Genomic DNA, 14286 nt, shown 5'->3' with positions numbered 1-14286 from the left:
GGACTCACTTCTTCCTTAACAGCCAGCTTTCGACGAGCTGATAGATATGGTCACTCAATTTCTCTGCATCATGACGAAGATAAGTACGGAATAGCACAAGTCGATCTGCAATTACCCGATATCCTCTTTTTGTCACTTCATCCAAATCTAAATGAACCGCTTTTGAACCTTTTTCCGCATACTTGGCTTGCACCTGCGGTGGAATTTCACCATTATTCACGATCACATAATCAAACAAATGCTGACCTAAGTGATCATAAATCGCATCCAGATGATCGCTCACAGAATAATCATCGGTTTCGCCTGGCTGTGTCATGACATTACAAATGAACAATTTCACTGCGTTCGATGCCACGATCTCCTTAGCAATCCCTGGAACAAGTAAATTCGGCAGCAAACTTGTATATAAACTGCCAGGACCGCACAAGATGGCATCTGCTTCGCGTATCGCTTGAACGGCTTCTGTGAGGGGTGTTACCCCCGCCGGTTCAATGAATACTCTCTTGATCCGTCCATCGGCCTTCGGAATTTTGGACTCCCCAACAACTAAAGTCCCGTCCTCCATAATGGCTTTCAACACGATGGCTTGATTCGAAGCCGGGAGAACTCTCCCACGAACAGCAAATACGCGATTCATTTCTTGCACGGCAGTAACAAAATCACCTGTAATATCTGTCAATGCCGCTAGTATTAGATTTCCCAGACTATGTCCGGCTAAACCTGTACCGTTCTGAAATCGATATTGAAGCATTAATGACAACAATGGCTCCACGTCAGCTAACGATGTTAACACATTTCGAATATCCCCTGGAGGCGGCATCTGCAATTCACTTCGCAAGATACCAGAGCTTCCTCCATCGTCTGCAACGGTCACGATAGCTGTGATATCAACCGGCTTTTCTTTCAACCCTCTCAGCATAACCGAGAGCCCTGTTCCACCGCCAATAACGACTATTCTGGGCTTACGTTGTAATTGACCAAGCTCCATACTTCTTTCACCCTCTTACTCACATAGCCGTCTATAAACGGTCCCGCTCGGAATCTCGATGACTTAGACGCACGGTCTCAGTCTCACTGTTCCCCATAACTTTACCTAGATACTCCGTAATGGCAACCGATCTATGTTTACCTCCTGTGCAGCCAATACCAACAACAACCTGGCTCTTGCCTTCCTTCTTATACTGAGGCATTAAGAAGTTCAGCATATCGAGCAGCTTCGTCAGGAATTCTTGCGTCTCTGACCACTTCATCACATAGTCATAAACATCTGGATCCTGACCCGTCTGCGGACGCAATTGTTCCACATAGTGAGGATTAGGCAAGAAGCGTACATCAAAGATTAGATCAGCGTCAATAGGGACACCATACTTGAACCCGAAAGAGATTACATTTATAGATATGCGATTAGCTTCTAGATTGGTGAACCGGGAAATGATTCTTTCTTTCAACTGCACCGGTTTCAGGCTGCTAGTATCAATCACCTGCGTCGCCAGACCCTTGAGCTCTTCAAGCAACTTACGCTCAAGACCTATTCCCTCAAGCGGCGCCCCGTCTGGTGCCAATGGATGGCGGCGACGGCTCTCTTTGTAACGCTGAACGAGCGTCCCATCCGTTGCGTCTAGGAATAAAATTTCATAGCTAAGTGTGTAATTTTCTTGGATATAGCGTAAAGACTCTTGGAGCGCAGTGAAAAATTCACGTCCGCGCAAATCAATAACCAAGGCGACTTTGCCGATTTTACCCATCGATTGCACAATCAATTCAGCAAACTTCGGAATCAAGACGGGAGGCAAGTTATCAACGCAGAAGAATCCAAGATCCTCCATGCTTTGAACAGCTATTGTCTTGCCTGCACCCGACATCCCTGTAATAATGACCAGTTTCGCTAAAGGGTGGTTTTCTTCCATGCATGACACCTTCCTTTGGGGTGCTTTCACAGATCAGCTTTTCTTAACTACATCTGCGAACCCGGTCTAGCCTTCTATCGTAAATTCAATCCTGCAGCTCCAACAACACCAGCATCATTACCAAGAGTAGCAGCAACAATCTCAACACCCTCAGCCGCAACTTCTGGTGTAAATTTGATGAACGTTTCACGAATTGGTTGGAATAGAATTTCCCCTGCCTTCGAAACACCACCGCCGATAATAAAGCGCTTAGGATTAATGACAACAGCCAGGGCTGCCATCGAACGTCCGATATAATAAGCAGCGCGATTCACGATGCGCAAAGCTACTTCATCTCCGCTTTTTGCATCATCAAACACATGCTTAGCTTCAATCTTCTCGTGAAGAGCCAGTGATGTACGCTCGCCGCGTTCCACCGCTTCCTTCGCCATGCGAACAATACCTGTTGCGGAAGAAACGGTTTCAAGACATCCCATTTGACCACAGCCGCACTGAATCGCTTCAATGTCAGGCACGATGGACATATGTCCAAGTTCGCCAGCCATACCAGCAGAACCTTGATAAATTTTACTGTTAATAATGATACCGCCGCCAACACCTGTTCCAAGTGTGTAGCATACAACGTTCGGGATACCCGCTCCAGCTCCAGCCCAAGCTTCGCCAAGCGCAGCTACGTTCGCATCGTTATCAATCTTAACTTGTTTACCCAGAAGTGCTTCAAGCGTCTTCTTCGCTGGTACGTTATGCCATTGCAAGTTCGGTGAGAATTTCACGAAGCCTTCTGGAATATCCATAAATCCAGCCAACCCCGCGCCAATTCCAGCTACTTGCTCCCACGAATAGTCGGATTCTTCGACAACCTGACGTACATATTGCGCAATACGCTCAAGAACCGAATCTGCACCTAGTTCAGGGGAAGTAGGACCTTCTAACGTTTTAAGAAGCTTGCCTTGCTCATCACAAATACCCACTTTAATATTCGTGCCGCCTAGATCTACACCGATATAAATTTGATTGGACATTACAAGGTCACCTCATGAATAATCATAAAATTTTCGGGCATGTGCTCCTGTTCCCACTATAAGACAACACTGCCGGGAGGTCAAGATTCATCCACACCCTGTCTAAATGAGAAAACGTGGAAAGCGTAGCCCTCCACGTTAACTGAATTGCCAAAATGACTTACAAAGAAATACTCCAGTCGTGTACGCTGTTGCCTTCAAGGAACTTCTCAGCTTCCAACGCTGCAGCACATCCACTTCCAGCTGCTGTGATAGCCTGACGATACTTCGTATCTTGCACGTCACCACAAGCGAATACGCCTGGGATGTTCGTTTCTGTTGTTCCTGGCTTCACGACGATGTAGCCATGCTCATCTGTGTCGATTTGTCCACCGAGGAACTTCGTATTCGGCGTATGACCGATCGCTACGAAGATACCGTCTGTTTCAAGGACTTCATCTTCACCTGTTTGGTTGTTTTTTACTTTAAGGCCAGTAACACCTTTATCACCCGCTACAACTTCTAACGGCGTGTTATTCAGTGACCACTTCACCTTCTCGTTTCCACGAGCGCGGTCTTGCATAATTTTGGATGCACGAAGCTCATCGCGGCGATGAACCAAACGCACTTCGGAAGCAAAACGAGTCAAGAAGTTTGCCTCTTCCATAGCAGAGTCACCGCCACCAACGACGATAATCTTTTTGCCGCGGAAGAAGAATCCATCACATGTTGCACATGTACTTACGCCGCGCCCGATGTTTTCTTTCTCGTTCGTGATGCCAAGCAATCTTGCAGACGCACCTGTTGAGATGATCAGTGTTTCTGTTTCGATCTCTCCAAGCCCCTCTACTTGAAGCTTAAACGGACGGTTCGTCAATTCAACGGAATTAACCCAACCTGTTTTGAATTCAGCGCCAAAGCGTTCAGCCTGCTTGCGCATGTTTTCCATTAATTCTGGTCCCATAATCCCTTCGGGAAATCCTGGGAAGTTCTCTACTTCGGTAGTTGTCGTCAACTGACCGCCTGGCTCTGGTCCTTCAATAACAAGCGGGCTTAGGTTCGCACGCGCCAAGTAAATGGCTGCTGTTAGACCGGATGGTCCTGTTCCTACTACGACTGATTTATACATATGATTTCCCTCCTAGGTGCTTTCCTAAGGAAAGCTCTCTTTAATTAGCATGGTTGATCAGCGATTGCTCACCGCCGTTTAGGGCAAGAACAATCAGTTCATCTATATGTATGAAAGCCGAGGCTTTCATGATGCATCAAGCTCGGCTATCAAAGACTCGTAAACTTATTGAAAATCGCATCCATTTTCTCACGCAAGCCACAGGTATCATCGATATGCTTCACATGCCGACTGACCGTGGAAACCGTGACGCCATAGCGTGTAGCTACTTCCTGATAGGAAATCGTACGGCGATGCATTTTGGCAATCAAATATTCTAACGCCGCTGCCCAGCCTGCTGATTTGTGAATCTTCGGCACGTTCGGGTACACCTTCGTCAGAAACTCAACCCACAGAATTTCTAAGTCATACTGTTGAACCATATCGTAACGCTTATGCATATGCGATAACGCTGTTTCCATCACTCGCTGCCATGTTACATCCCACACGGGAAGATGAGGCGAGTACGGAGAAGCCTCTACCATGATGTCTTTATTTTCAAGATAAGCTGGAAGCGACTCTCGGATGCCCATACTTCGCAGAACGAATATGGCAACCTTCTTCAAATAGTCATCCTCTTTGTGATCCAGAATGAAATCCTGAAGCGCGTCTCTCACTTCGTTGTCCGCAATCAAGCCAAAGGCTTGAATGACTTGAAGCTTCGTTTCTACGTCGCCATGTCGCAAAGCCCAGAAGAAGGATGACCGCACAAGCGGGTCTTTCTTCAACTGATCAGGAATTCCTTGCGTCGACTTCTCAAGCGCACGGAACTGTTCCTCGAACGGAAGATGATAGTGGTAGCTCCAAGTAAGCGGAAGCGCCGACTTCTCTCTGACCCGCAATTGCTCTAAGTAGAACTTCGAAATTTCAGCACCCGGATCTAGCTTCTGAACCTGCTTCCACAAGCGGTACGCTTCTGCGAAACGACCGATATGGCAGGCAGCAACAGCCGCATAATGGTACAAACAAGGATCTGTTCCCCCGTCCCCCGCCTTCAATAGACGTTTAAACAGATGGTAGGCTTTCTCATGCTGAGCAAGAATCCCCATCGTCGTAGCCAGCTTGAACACATGTTCTTGCTGGAACGGAAAGGTCTTGCCTAGCAGTGCAGTCAGCTCAGCCAGTTCCTTCTTGTTGCCAAAATGCTGATGGAAAATCGCCATATTGCAAAGTGCATGCAGATTACCAGGATCAATAACCAGCACTTCGCGGATGGTTTCCATCGCCTTCTCGAATTGGCCCATGTAATAATAAGCCAGTGCCAGATTGTTGCGAGCCGCTGTGAAGTCAGGCTGCTTCTTCACCAACTTCTCCAACTGCCTTACGGCTTCTGCGAACTTACCTTCCTCGAGCAACGCACGGGCTTTATCATGCTCGAACAGCCCTTCTCGACTCTTGATGCTAGTGAGAGGGGCGGGACGATCAAGCTCGTAGCTCAGCATTTCCATCATTTCTTCGGATTCGTCCATGAATTGCCCTGTTGGGTCATTCTCCAAATACCGAACCAATGCCTGTTCCGCCTGCTCGAAGTTTTCCATGTTGGCATAGTTGTTCGCCATATAAAAGTGACATTCTGTCATCTCGGGATCAATGGTTTCAAGGATATGCTGCAAAATTTGGTTCGACTCGTCATAATTGCCCACTTCGGAGAGAACTCCTGCGAGATTGCAGTGATTCACAGGATTATCCTGCTCATACTCTGCAGCCCGCCGGAAATATTTCAATGCCTTATCATAATGAAACCGATCCAAAGATTGAACCGCTCTCTCGAAAAAGAATGCGGCATCCATGTTTATTGAGATAACTTTTGGTTTTGGCGCTTCGGATTTGCGCTTTTTCTTTTCCATAGCAAGACACCTCCGGCAATTTGATTACCATCAAATTATACCATAGATCTCCTAGAAGCCAAAAACATTATCCGAAGGTAAGATTTGGACCTATACGCCGCCGTATTTAAATAGGGAGGATAGGGATCCGCCTTCTGTAATGATGCGAACCGCATCAGATAACAAAGGCGCAACAGAAAGGACATTAAACTTAGATGAATGGCCCTCTGGAATCGCGATCGAATCCGTAATAATAACTTCTTTAATGCTTGGGTGATCCAACCGTTGCAGTGCTGGGCCAGAGAACACAGGGTGTGTCGCACAGATGTAGACATCAAGCGCACCGCGTTCTTTCAGGCTTTCCACAACATTAACGATCGTTGTACCTGTATCAATAAGATCCTCGATAATGATTGGCGTGCGTCCCGCAACATCCCCAATGACGTGTGTAATCACAGATTCATTGTGCTCAGGGCGCTTCTTAATCATCATAGCGAAAGGCGCATCGAGAATGTTAGCCATTTTCTCAGCTGTTGTCGCACGACCCGCATCTGGAGAAACGATAATGGGGTTCGGCAAATTTTTTCTTTTAATACAATCACTAATCAGATCAAGCGCTGTCAGGTGATCCACAGGGATATTGAAGAAACCTTGGATCGCTGGCGCATGGAGATCAATCGTAACAACACGAGTTGCGCCTGCTGAAGCAAACAAGTCAGCGACTAATTTAGCTGAAATCGGCTCACGCGGAGCTGCTTTACGTTCTTGACGAGAGTAACCATAGTAAGGGATGACAAGGTTGATCGTTTTTGCAGATGCTCTTTTCGCCGCATCCATCATGACCAAAAGCTCCATCATATGCTCATTAATCGGATGGGAGAAGGTTTGTACCAGAAACACGTCGCAGTTACGAATCGTTTCTTCGTAAAGGCAATAAATTTCTCCGCTTTTGAAACGTGATAATTTAATTTGTCCTAGCGGCTGGCCGAGCTCTTTACAAATACTTTCCGCAAGCTTCGGATTCGAAGATCCGGAAAAAATTTTAACATTGTCGCTATGCATGGTTAATGGTTACCTCCGAAGGTTCATTAAATAGATTATAGAGTCCTACTCATTATACATGATACGTGTCGGAATTAAAAAGTCACAAGTTGTCGTTTTCGAGCAGAAAATGTGGCTATTTCGTTAAATCCAATCGCTTTTAACAGCTCTCTAGCCTCATCCAAATACTGAGACAACCGTTCCGGCTGATGCGCATCAGATCCGAGCGTCACTGGAATTCCCACCTTATGGCAATATTCCAGCATACGATGGCTTGGGAACATCTCTTTACAAGGGTGCCGCAGGCCTGAAGCATTCAACTCAATCGCAAGTCCATACTCTTTAACGGTATCTAACGCCGCTTTTTCCAATTCCCACGTATCACGATCTGGCACATAACCAAACCGTTTGATCATATCGATGTGACCGATATAGTCATACAGTCCGGTTCGGACTGCTTTCTTCACTGCCTCGTAGTATTGGGTATAAACTGCAAAAATATCCTTACCTTCCCAACCTGCCAGCTGCCTAAAATCAGAAATATCCCACTCGCCTAGAAAATGAACCGAACCGATCACATAATCCCATGGGTAGGCGTTAATGATGGCCGCAATTTCGTTTTCGAAACCTTCCACATAATCGCCTTCTAAGCCCACGCGAATATCAATCTGGTCCTTGTACTTCTCCTTGAGATGAAGGCATTCTTCCACATAACGAGGAAGCTCCTCCATCGGCATCGCCATTTCCGGCCAATACGTTTGCGGGTCGACATGCAAAAGCGGCATATGATCAGAAAGCCCCAATTGGGTAAGCCCGATCTCGATGCCGCGTTTGACGTATTCCTCCAGTTCCCCAGAGGCATGACCGCAGCGCACATGATGTGTATGATAATCAATCAACATCGTGAATTCACTCCAGGTCGTTTACTTTATTTTTTGACGTGTCTGTTAGCCAGCTCTTTCATAATATCATCCAATGGCAATTTATTATTACGTAAAAGGACCATTAAGTGAAAAATAAGATCGCTCGCTTCATAGCGAAGCTCTTCATTGTCTTTATTTTTAGCTGCAATAATGACTTCTGCTGTTTCTTCGCCCACTTTTTTGAGGATTTTATCGACCCCTTTTTCGAAAAGGTAGGTCGTATACGCACCCTCTGGACGCTCCGCATCACGGGAAGCAATAACCGCTTCTAGTTCAGCTAAAATAGCGAAACGGTCGCCGCCAGTAGCAGGTGCAGCTTCCTCAATAGAACCTTCCACTGCGATGTTTGAAGTGAAACACGTGTACGAACCATTGTGACAAGCAGGTCCTACTTGTTCAACTAGTACCAATAACGTATCCGCATCACAGTCGTAGCGAAGTGCTTTGACCTTTTGCGTATGACCGGAAGTTGCCCCTTTATTCCAAAGCTCATTCCGTGAACGGCTCCAGAACCACGTGTCACCCGTTTGAATCGTGCGCTGCAAGGACTCACTGTTCATGTAAGCCAGCATAAGAACTTCTTTACTTACCGCATCTTGCACGATGGCAGGTACAAGCCCCTGCGCGTCATATTTAATTTGATCCACTGAAAATGTCATCGAATTTCAACCCCTTTACCTTTTAGGTCTGCCTTGACCCCGTCTATCGTTAATTCTTTATAGTGAAAAATCGTTGCCGCCAACCCTGCATCAGCCTTGCCTTCGGTAAACACATCGTAGAAATGCTCAGCTTTTCCCGCTCCGCCAGAAGCAATCACAGGGATTGTCAGCAGTTCGGATACTGCGCGTGTCAGCTTCAGATCGAAGCCGTCCTTCGTCCCGTCTGCATCCATGCTCGTCAGCAAAATTTCGCCAGCACCTAGCTCTTCTACCCGCTTCGCCCATTCCAGTGTCTTGATGCCTGTCGGTTTGCGTCCACCATGGGTATACACTTCCCACTCGCCCCACTCGGGATTGAACTTCGCGTCAATGGCTACCACAATACACTGGGAACCGAACTTCCGTGCACCATCGGATACGAGCTGAGGATTAAGCACCGCTGCCGTGTTGATTCCGATTTTGTCCGCACCCGCACGAAGAAGACGTTTCATATCATCGACACTTGAGATCCCGCCGCCAACTGTGAACGGAATCGTAATCTCGCCAGCCGTTTGACGGACTACCTCGACCATCGTCGCGCGCCCTTCAACGGAAGCGGAAATGTCGAGAAACACGAGCTCATCCGCACCTTCTTTATCATAAATCGCCGCAAGCTCTACGGGATCACCGGCATCACGTAAATTTACGAAATTTACGCCTTTCACCACTCGGCCATCCTTGACGTCGAGGCAAGGGATAATTCTTTTGGCTAACATGCTCAGCACCTCCTTGAGACTATTCTCACCTTATTTACACAGGGTCAAAAAATTGCCCAACAGCTGCATACCGTTATCACCGCTTTTCTCGGGGTGGAACTGCATGCCGTAGACATTATCACGGCCTACAATCGCCGTTACAGGTTGATAGTAGTCGGTCACTGCCAACAGATCGCTCTCCCGTTCAGGCTTCACATGGTAGGAGTGTACGAAATACACGTGCCCTTCCTCTATGCCTTTGAAAATAGGACTCTCACTCTGCTTGTAACTGAGAAGATTCCAGCCCATATGCGGTACCTTGTAGTCTCCGCGGAAACGTACGACCGACCCAGGCAGAAGCCCTAGCCCCTCATGCTGACCATGTTCTTCACTGCTAGTGAACAACAACTGCATGCCTAAGCAGATGCCTATCAATGGCTTGCCAGACGCTGCATATTGCTTCACAACCTCGTCCAAGCCCGATTCGCGCAGATGCTCCATCGCATCGCCGAATGCGCCGACACCGGGAAGGATCGCGCCTTCTGCAGCTAGAATTTGTTCCGGATCTCCCGTCACAACCGCTTCATAGCCGAGCCGCTCAACAGCTTTGCTCACGCTATGTAAATTACCCATTCCATAATCAATAATGGCGATCATGCCTACAGCACTCCCTTCGTCGAAGGAACCCCCTGCACACGAGGATCAATCGATGTTGCTTCATCCAGCGCACGTCCCAACGCTTTAAACACACCTTCGATCATGTGATGCGTGTTTTCACCGTAATGCACAATAACATGCAAAGTAATACGAGCTTCTAGCGCAAATTTCCAAAGGAACTCTTTTACCAGTTGTGTTTCAAAGCTGCCAACATTCGCTGTAGGGTATTCTGCGCGGTACTCAAAATGCGGACGGTTGCTGATATCAATCACAACTTGTGCCAATGCTTCATCCATGGGGACGAATACACTTGCATAGCGTTTGATGCCTCTTTTGTCGCCTAGCGCTTCGCGCAGGGTCTGGCCTAGACAAATCCCGATGTCTTCTACGGTGTGATGATCATCGATTTCGATATCGCCTTTGGCATCTACTTTCAAATTGAAGATACCGTGTTTCGTGAACAAATCAAGCATATGATTTAGAAATGGAACATCTGTTTGGAGCTCCGAAATTCCTGTACCGTCTACTTCAAAAGAAAGTTTAATGTCCGTTTCATTCGTCCTACGGGCTACACTCGCTGAACGTGCTCTTACTTGATCCTGTTCCGCCATCTAGGTCAACTTCCCTTCCTTTTTAAGTCTGATCTCTACCGCACGCGCATGGCCTTCCAAGCCTTCATTCCGGGCCAAAGTCATGATCATGTCGCCGTTCGCGAGTAACGCTTCCTTGCTATAGTGAATGACGCTTGATTTTTTGAGGAAATCGTCCACATTCAGTGGCGATGAGAATCTGGCTGTGCCATTCGTCGGCAGCACGTGGTTCGGACCGGCGAAATAATCGCCGACAGGCTCTGTGCTGTAAGCGCCTAGGAAAATGGCACCTGCATTTTCAATGCGCGGCAGCCATGTGAAAGGATCCTGCACCAGCAGCTCACAGTGCTCCGGCGCCAAGCGGTTGATGACGTCGACGCCTTCGTCGAGTGAGTCGACAAGCAGGATCGCGCCTTTCGTCGCCGTCGAAACGGCAGCAATGGCTTTCTTCGGCAGCACATCCAGCTGCCGCCATAGCTCTAGCCGAACCTCTTCGGCTAGCTCGCGGGAAGGTGTCACCAGTATCGACGGTGACATCTCATCATGCTCGGCCTGCGCCAGCAAATCGGCCGCGACGTACTCAGGATCGGCGTGCTCGTCGGCGAGCACGACAATGTCCGTTGGTCCGGCGATCATGTCGATATCGACGACGCCGAACACGAAGCGCTTCGCCAGCGCGACGTAGATGTTGCCCGGGCCGACGATTTTGTCGACCGGCGCGATCGATTCTGTCCCGTAGGCCAGCGCGGCAATCGCCTGCGCCCCGCCTACGCGGTAGATCTCTTTCACACCCGCTTCGGCTGCAGCCACAAGGATATGCGGGTTAATGCCTTCTTCGCCCGCGGTGGACGGTGGCGTCACCATCGCGATCTCTGGCACCCCTGCGACGATCGCAGGGATGGCGTTCATGAGCACGGAAGACGGGTACGCCGCCTTCCCGCCAGGCACGTACAATCCGACCCGCTTCAGCGGTCGGATGATTTGGCCCAGCAGACTGCCGTCCGGCTGCAGGTCCATCCACGAATTGCGTTTCTGCTTCTCATGAAACGCACGAATGTTAGCGGCGGCTTGACGCAGCGCCGCTAGGAACGCGGCGTCGACTTGTGCGTACGCCGCTTGGATCTCTTCGTCGCTGACGCGAAGCTCAGCGACTTGTACGCCGTCGAACTGCTGCGCTAGGCGGCGCAGCGCAGTATCTCCGTCCTGCCGCACCTCATCGATGATGCGGCGGACGGACTCATTTTGCTCGGGTGAGCCGTATTCGACCTCGCGGTTTAATTGAAATTCGGAGGCGGGCATAATCCGCATCTTCATCTTCCTCTCATCTTTACTAGCTAATGCTATAGCTTCACTATCGGCAATACGTCCTGCAGCATATCACATAACCGTTGGATGGATTCGTTCTTCATCCGATAACTCACACGATTCGCAATTAAGCGGCTCGTGATTTGAAAGATTTCCTCTTGCTCGACAAGGCCATTTTCCTTCAAAGTTTGACCTGTCTCCACCATATCTACGATGCGGTCAGCTAGTCCAATTAAAGGCGCCAGCTCGATCGAACCATTCAACTTAATGACTTCGACTTGTTGTCCCTTTTCCCGGAAATACTGGGACGCCACATTTGGATATTTAGTCGCAACGCGTGGGTTGATTACCTGTTTCCAATCCGGCAGTCCAATCACCGACATGCGGCACCTTGCGATCCCTAGATCAAGCAATTCGTAAACATTCCGATTTTCTTCCATTAGAACATCCTTGCCCACAACCCCGATATCCGCAACGCCATACTCAACATAAGTAGGAACATCGACCGGTTTTGCCAAAATAAATTCCATCTTCGCCCCTGGTACAGGAATGATCAAACGGCGCCCTTCTTCCAGATCCTCAGGAATAGGCAATCCTGCTTTCGTAAACAGCTTCGCTGCTTGTTTATAGATACGGCCTTTCGGCATCGCTACTTTAAGAATGTCATCCACCGTTCCAACCTCCTCCAAACTTCCCTCATCTTTACTGAGAGGTTATTCCGTTATCAACTTCACTACTTGGTATCCCGCTCTGTCCAAATCTTCGCTTTGTTCCTTCGTCACTAGCTGTGTGATAACGATGCTCACATTATTAATTTCATCGCTCCGCATTTGCTTCGCTTGTTTCAACGCTTCCTCACGATGCTCCGCATCGTAGGCGATAAGCACACGAACCGGTTGTTCCACCTGCTCTTTACCCGTTACTTCAAGGATGCGATTCGTTTTCAATGCAAACCCTGTAGCTGGAGCTGGCCGTCCAAACTGACTCAATAAATTGTCGTAGCGGCCTCCACTGCAGACAGGGAAACCTAGTTCAGCAGCGTAGCCTTCAAACGTCATACCTGTATAGTAGGAGAAATCCCCAATCATCGTTAAATCAATTACCACGTGCTCGCTAACACCGTAAGCTTTCAGCACATCCCATACTTCGCATAGATGTCGGATCGCGTCCTGTGCGATTGGATGCTGGGAAACCATACGAGCTTGTTCGCAGATTTCATCGCCGCCACGAAGCCTCAATACTCCGTTCAGCTCTCTCTCTACATCAGGTGCCAGAGAAAGCGTCTTAATCGCTTCCCGGTATCCGACGTAATCACGGCCGAGTAAATGCTCTTTCAAAGAAAGCTGCGCATCGGTGCGTCCGTCCAATGTTTCTTGGAATAATCCATTAAGAAAACCAACGTGACCAAGCGCAATCTTAAACTTCTCAACACCAGCCGCCTGTAGAGAAGCAATCGCTAGCGCCACAACTTCGGCATCCGCTTCCGATGTAGCATCACCGATCAACTCAACACCAGTTTGATAGAACTCTGAATCTCTACCCGCCTCTTCTTCAATGGAACGAAAAACATTCGAATGATAAGAAAGACGGAGTGGAAACTCCTGTTCCTTTAAAAGCGAGGAAGCTACACGAGCGATTGGAGCTGTTAACTCCGAACGCAGCACGAGCGTTTTCCCTTTGCGGTCAAGCAGCTTGAACAGCTTCTTATCCTCTGTCGAGCTTGCTACACCAACTGTATCGTAATATTCAAGTGTAGGTGTAATAATCTGGTTGTAGCCCCAGCGTTCCATACAGGCCAATACACGGAATTCTATATTTCTGAGTTTCGTAACCGCATCAGGCAAATAATCTTTCGCGCCTAACGGTTTTTCAAATACTTTTGGCTTCGACACCGTCTCACCTCTATAAGTAGGAGTATAATCAGTTATTCTCATTCTATTGTTGATCAGTTACTTTATTGCGTTAACGTGCTACCATACTACCAAAATAAAGAATGTACGGCTATTTTAACACGTATCTTTAGGACCGTCAATCGTCTACGCCTTGTTCAGCGCTTTAAGAATGGCATATAAACCCACACGCCGTCAACTGTATATGGAGAAGCCTTTATTCATTGCTTTTTGCTATAACCTTTTGGATATTCCCGCTTTTTATATTGTAAAGTAGCCATCCCCTTACCTCCACCACCTGTACGGATTCTTGATGCGCATTGAGGCGCTGACGCATGTCGGCGGTCAAACCCTAACTCACAACCGCTCAACAATCACAGATGCCGTGCCATTGAAGACGTAAGTGTAATGCTGACGATAACGACCCCCTAACTAACTGGAAAACCTCAGACTGTCGAGAAAGTCTCGACAGTCTTTATTATTTTCTTTTTAGTTCATCACATTACCGCGTTAATTTGGTATAATATAAGTATACTCTTGAAAGTGGTGAACCTCATGCTTCGCTCTAAACCGAATGACCCTCAAT

Annotated in this window: 14 protein-coding genes; all 14 read right to left on the bottom strand. The window is 48.0% G+C overall.

What is annotated here, in order from left to right:
* Positions 1–4 precede the first annotated feature (4 nt).
* A complete protein-coding gene (locus tag AB4114_RS27250) occupies positions 5–988 on the bottom strand; it encodes a gluconeogenesis factor YvcK family protein (protein WP_056611262.1) in 984 nt (327 codons plus the stop codon).
* 31 nt (positions 989–1019) lie between these two features.
* On the bottom strand, positions 1020–1907 hold the full coding sequence (rapZ, locus tag AB4114_RS27245; protein ID WP_057310218.1) for an RNase adapter RapZ: 888 nt from the start codon (positions 1905–1907) through the stop codon (positions 1020–1022).
* 74 nt (positions 1908–1981) lie between these two features.
* Entirely contained in the window at positions 1982–2929 is a 948-nt protein-coding gene (locus AB4114_RS27240) for an ROK family glucokinase (protein WP_171629329.1), read from the bottom strand.
* Between the two features lie 160 nt (positions 2930–3089).
* Positions 3090–4037 carry a thioredoxin-disulfide reductase gene (trxB, locus tag AB4114_RS27235; protein WP_436233562.1) on the bottom strand — a complete coding sequence of 316 codons (948 nt, stop codon included), beginning with the start codon at positions 4035–4037 and terminating at the stop codon, positions 3090–3092.
* A 149-nt stretch (positions 4038–4186) separates the two neighbouring features.
* Positions 4187–5923 (bottom strand): tetratricopeptide repeat protein, encoded by a 1737-nt coding sequence (locus tag AB4114_RS27230; RefSeq protein WP_441991284.1) that lies wholly within the window; start codon positions 5921–5923, stop codon positions 4187–4189.
* Between the two features lie 90 nt (positions 5924–6013).
* Positions 6014–6964 (bottom strand): ribose-phosphate diphosphokinase, encoded by a 951-nt coding sequence (locus tag AB4114_RS27225; protein WP_441991283.1) that lies wholly within the window; start codon positions 6962–6964, stop codon positions 6014–6016.
* Positions 6965–7038: 74 nt separating this feature from the next.
* Positions 7039–7845, bottom strand: a complete 807-nt coding sequence (gene hisJ, locus AB4114_RS27220) for a histidinol-phosphatase HisJ (protein WP_441991282.1) — start codon at positions 7843–7845, stop codon at positions 7039–7041.
* A 26-nt stretch (positions 7846–7871) separates the two neighbouring features.
* The gene (gene hisIE, locus AB4114_RS27215; protein WP_441991281.1) at positions 7872–8525 is read right to left on the bottom strand and encodes a bifunctional phosphoribosyl-AMP cyclohydrolase/phosphoribosyl-ATP diphosphatase HisIE; all 654 of its coding nucleotides are present in this window, start codon (positions 8523–8525) and stop codon (positions 7872–7874) included.
* Positions 8522–9280, bottom strand: a complete 759-nt coding sequence (gene hisF / locus AB4114_RS27210) for an imidazole glycerol phosphate synthase subunit HisF (protein ID WP_056611288.1) — start codon at positions 9278–9280, stop codon at positions 8522–8524. The genes hisIE and hisF overlap by 4 nt, the downstream gene beginning before the upstream one ends.
* Positions 9281–9310: 30 nt before the next feature.
* On the bottom strand, positions 9311–9916 hold the full coding sequence (hisH, locus tag AB4114_RS27205) for an imidazole glycerol phosphate synthase subunit HisH (protein ID WP_441991280.1): 606 nt from the start codon (positions 9914–9916) through the stop codon (positions 9311–9313).
* A gap of 2 nt (positions 9917–9918) precedes the next feature.
* Complete coding sequence (gene hisB, locus AB4114_RS27200) at positions 9919–10527, bottom strand: imidazoleglycerol-phosphate dehydratase HisB (RefSeq protein WP_171629323.1); 609 nt, start codon at positions 10525–10527, stop codon at positions 9919–9921.
* Complete coding sequence (gene hisD, locus AB4114_RS27195) at positions 10528–11814, bottom strand: histidinol dehydrogenase (RefSeq protein ID WP_441991328.1); 1287 nt, start codon at positions 11812–11814, stop codon at positions 10528–10530. It abuts the gene before it with no gap.
* Positions 11815–11846: 32 nt separating this feature from the next.
* A complete protein-coding gene (gene hisG, locus AB4114_RS27190; RefSeq protein ID WP_171629322.1) occupies positions 11847–12482 on the bottom strand; it encodes an ATP phosphoribosyltransferase in 636 nt (211 codons plus the stop codon).
* A gap of 42 nt (positions 12483–12524) precedes the next feature.
* Positions 12525–13703, bottom strand: a complete 1179-nt coding sequence (locus AB4114_RS27185; RefSeq protein ID WP_441991279.1) for an ATP phosphoribosyltransferase regulatory subunit — start codon at positions 13701–13703, stop codon at positions 12525–12527.
* Positions 13704–14286: the final 583 nt, after the last annotated feature.

This window comes from Paenibacillus sp. 2RAB27 (assembly GCF_052115445.1).
Classification (GTDB): Bacteria; Bacillota; Bacilli; order Paenibacillales; family NBRC-103111; genus Paenibacillus_E.
This window is presented reverse-complemented; position numbering and strand designations above follow the sequence as displayed.

What these genes read in the sequence shown, in the direction of transcription:
- hisH (WP_441991280.1), bottom strand. Translation starts at nt 9,916, where the DNA reads ATGATCGCCATTATTGATTATGGAATGGGTAATTTACATAGCGTGAGC.
- AB4114_RS27225 (WP_441991283.1), bottom strand. Translation starts at nt 6,964, where the DNA reads ATGCATAGCGACAATGTTAAAATTTTTTCCGGATCTTCGAATCCGAAG.
- AB4114_RS27250 (WP_056611262.1), bottom strand. Translation starts at nt 988, where the DNA reads ATGGAGCTTGGTCAATTACAACGTAAGCCCAGAATAGTCGTTATTGGC.
- hisIE (WP_441991281.1), bottom strand. Translation starts at nt 8,525, where the DNA reads ATGACATTTTCAGTGGATCAAATTAAATATGACGCGCAGGGGCTTGTA.
- AB4114_RS27240 (WP_171629329.1), bottom strand. Translation starts at nt 2,929, where the DNA reads ATGTCCAATCAAATTTATATCGGTGTAGATCTAGGCGGCACGAATATT.
- hisF (WP_056611288.1), bottom strand. Translation starts at nt 9,280, where the DNA reads ATGTTAGCCAAAAGAATTATCCCTTGCCTCGACGTCAAGGATGGCCGA.
- AB4114_RS27230 (WP_441991284.1), bottom strand. Translation starts at nt 5,923, where the DNA reads ATGGAAAAGAAAAAGCGCAAATCCGAAGCGCCAAAACCAAAAGTTATC.
- hisD (WP_441991328.1), bottom strand. Translation starts at nt 11,814, where the DNA reads ATGCGGATTATGCCCGCCTCCGAATTTCAATTAAACCGCGAGGTCGAA.
- rapZ (WP_057310218.1), bottom strand. Translation starts at nt 1,907, where the DNA reads ATGGAAGAAAACCACCCTTTAGCGAAACTGGTCATTATTACAGGGATG.
- hisB (WP_171629323.1), bottom strand. Translation starts at nt 10,527, where the DNA reads ATGGCGGAACAGGATCAAGTAAGAGCACGTTCAGCGAGTGTAGCCCGT.
- hisJ (WP_441991282.1), bottom strand. Translation starts at nt 7,845, where the DNA reads ATGTTGATTGATTATCATACACATCATGTGCGCTGCGGTCATGCCTCT.
- trxB (WP_436233562.1), bottom strand. Translation starts at nt 4,037, where the DNA reads ATGTATAAATCAGTCGTAGTAGGAACAGGACCATCCGGTCTAACAGCA.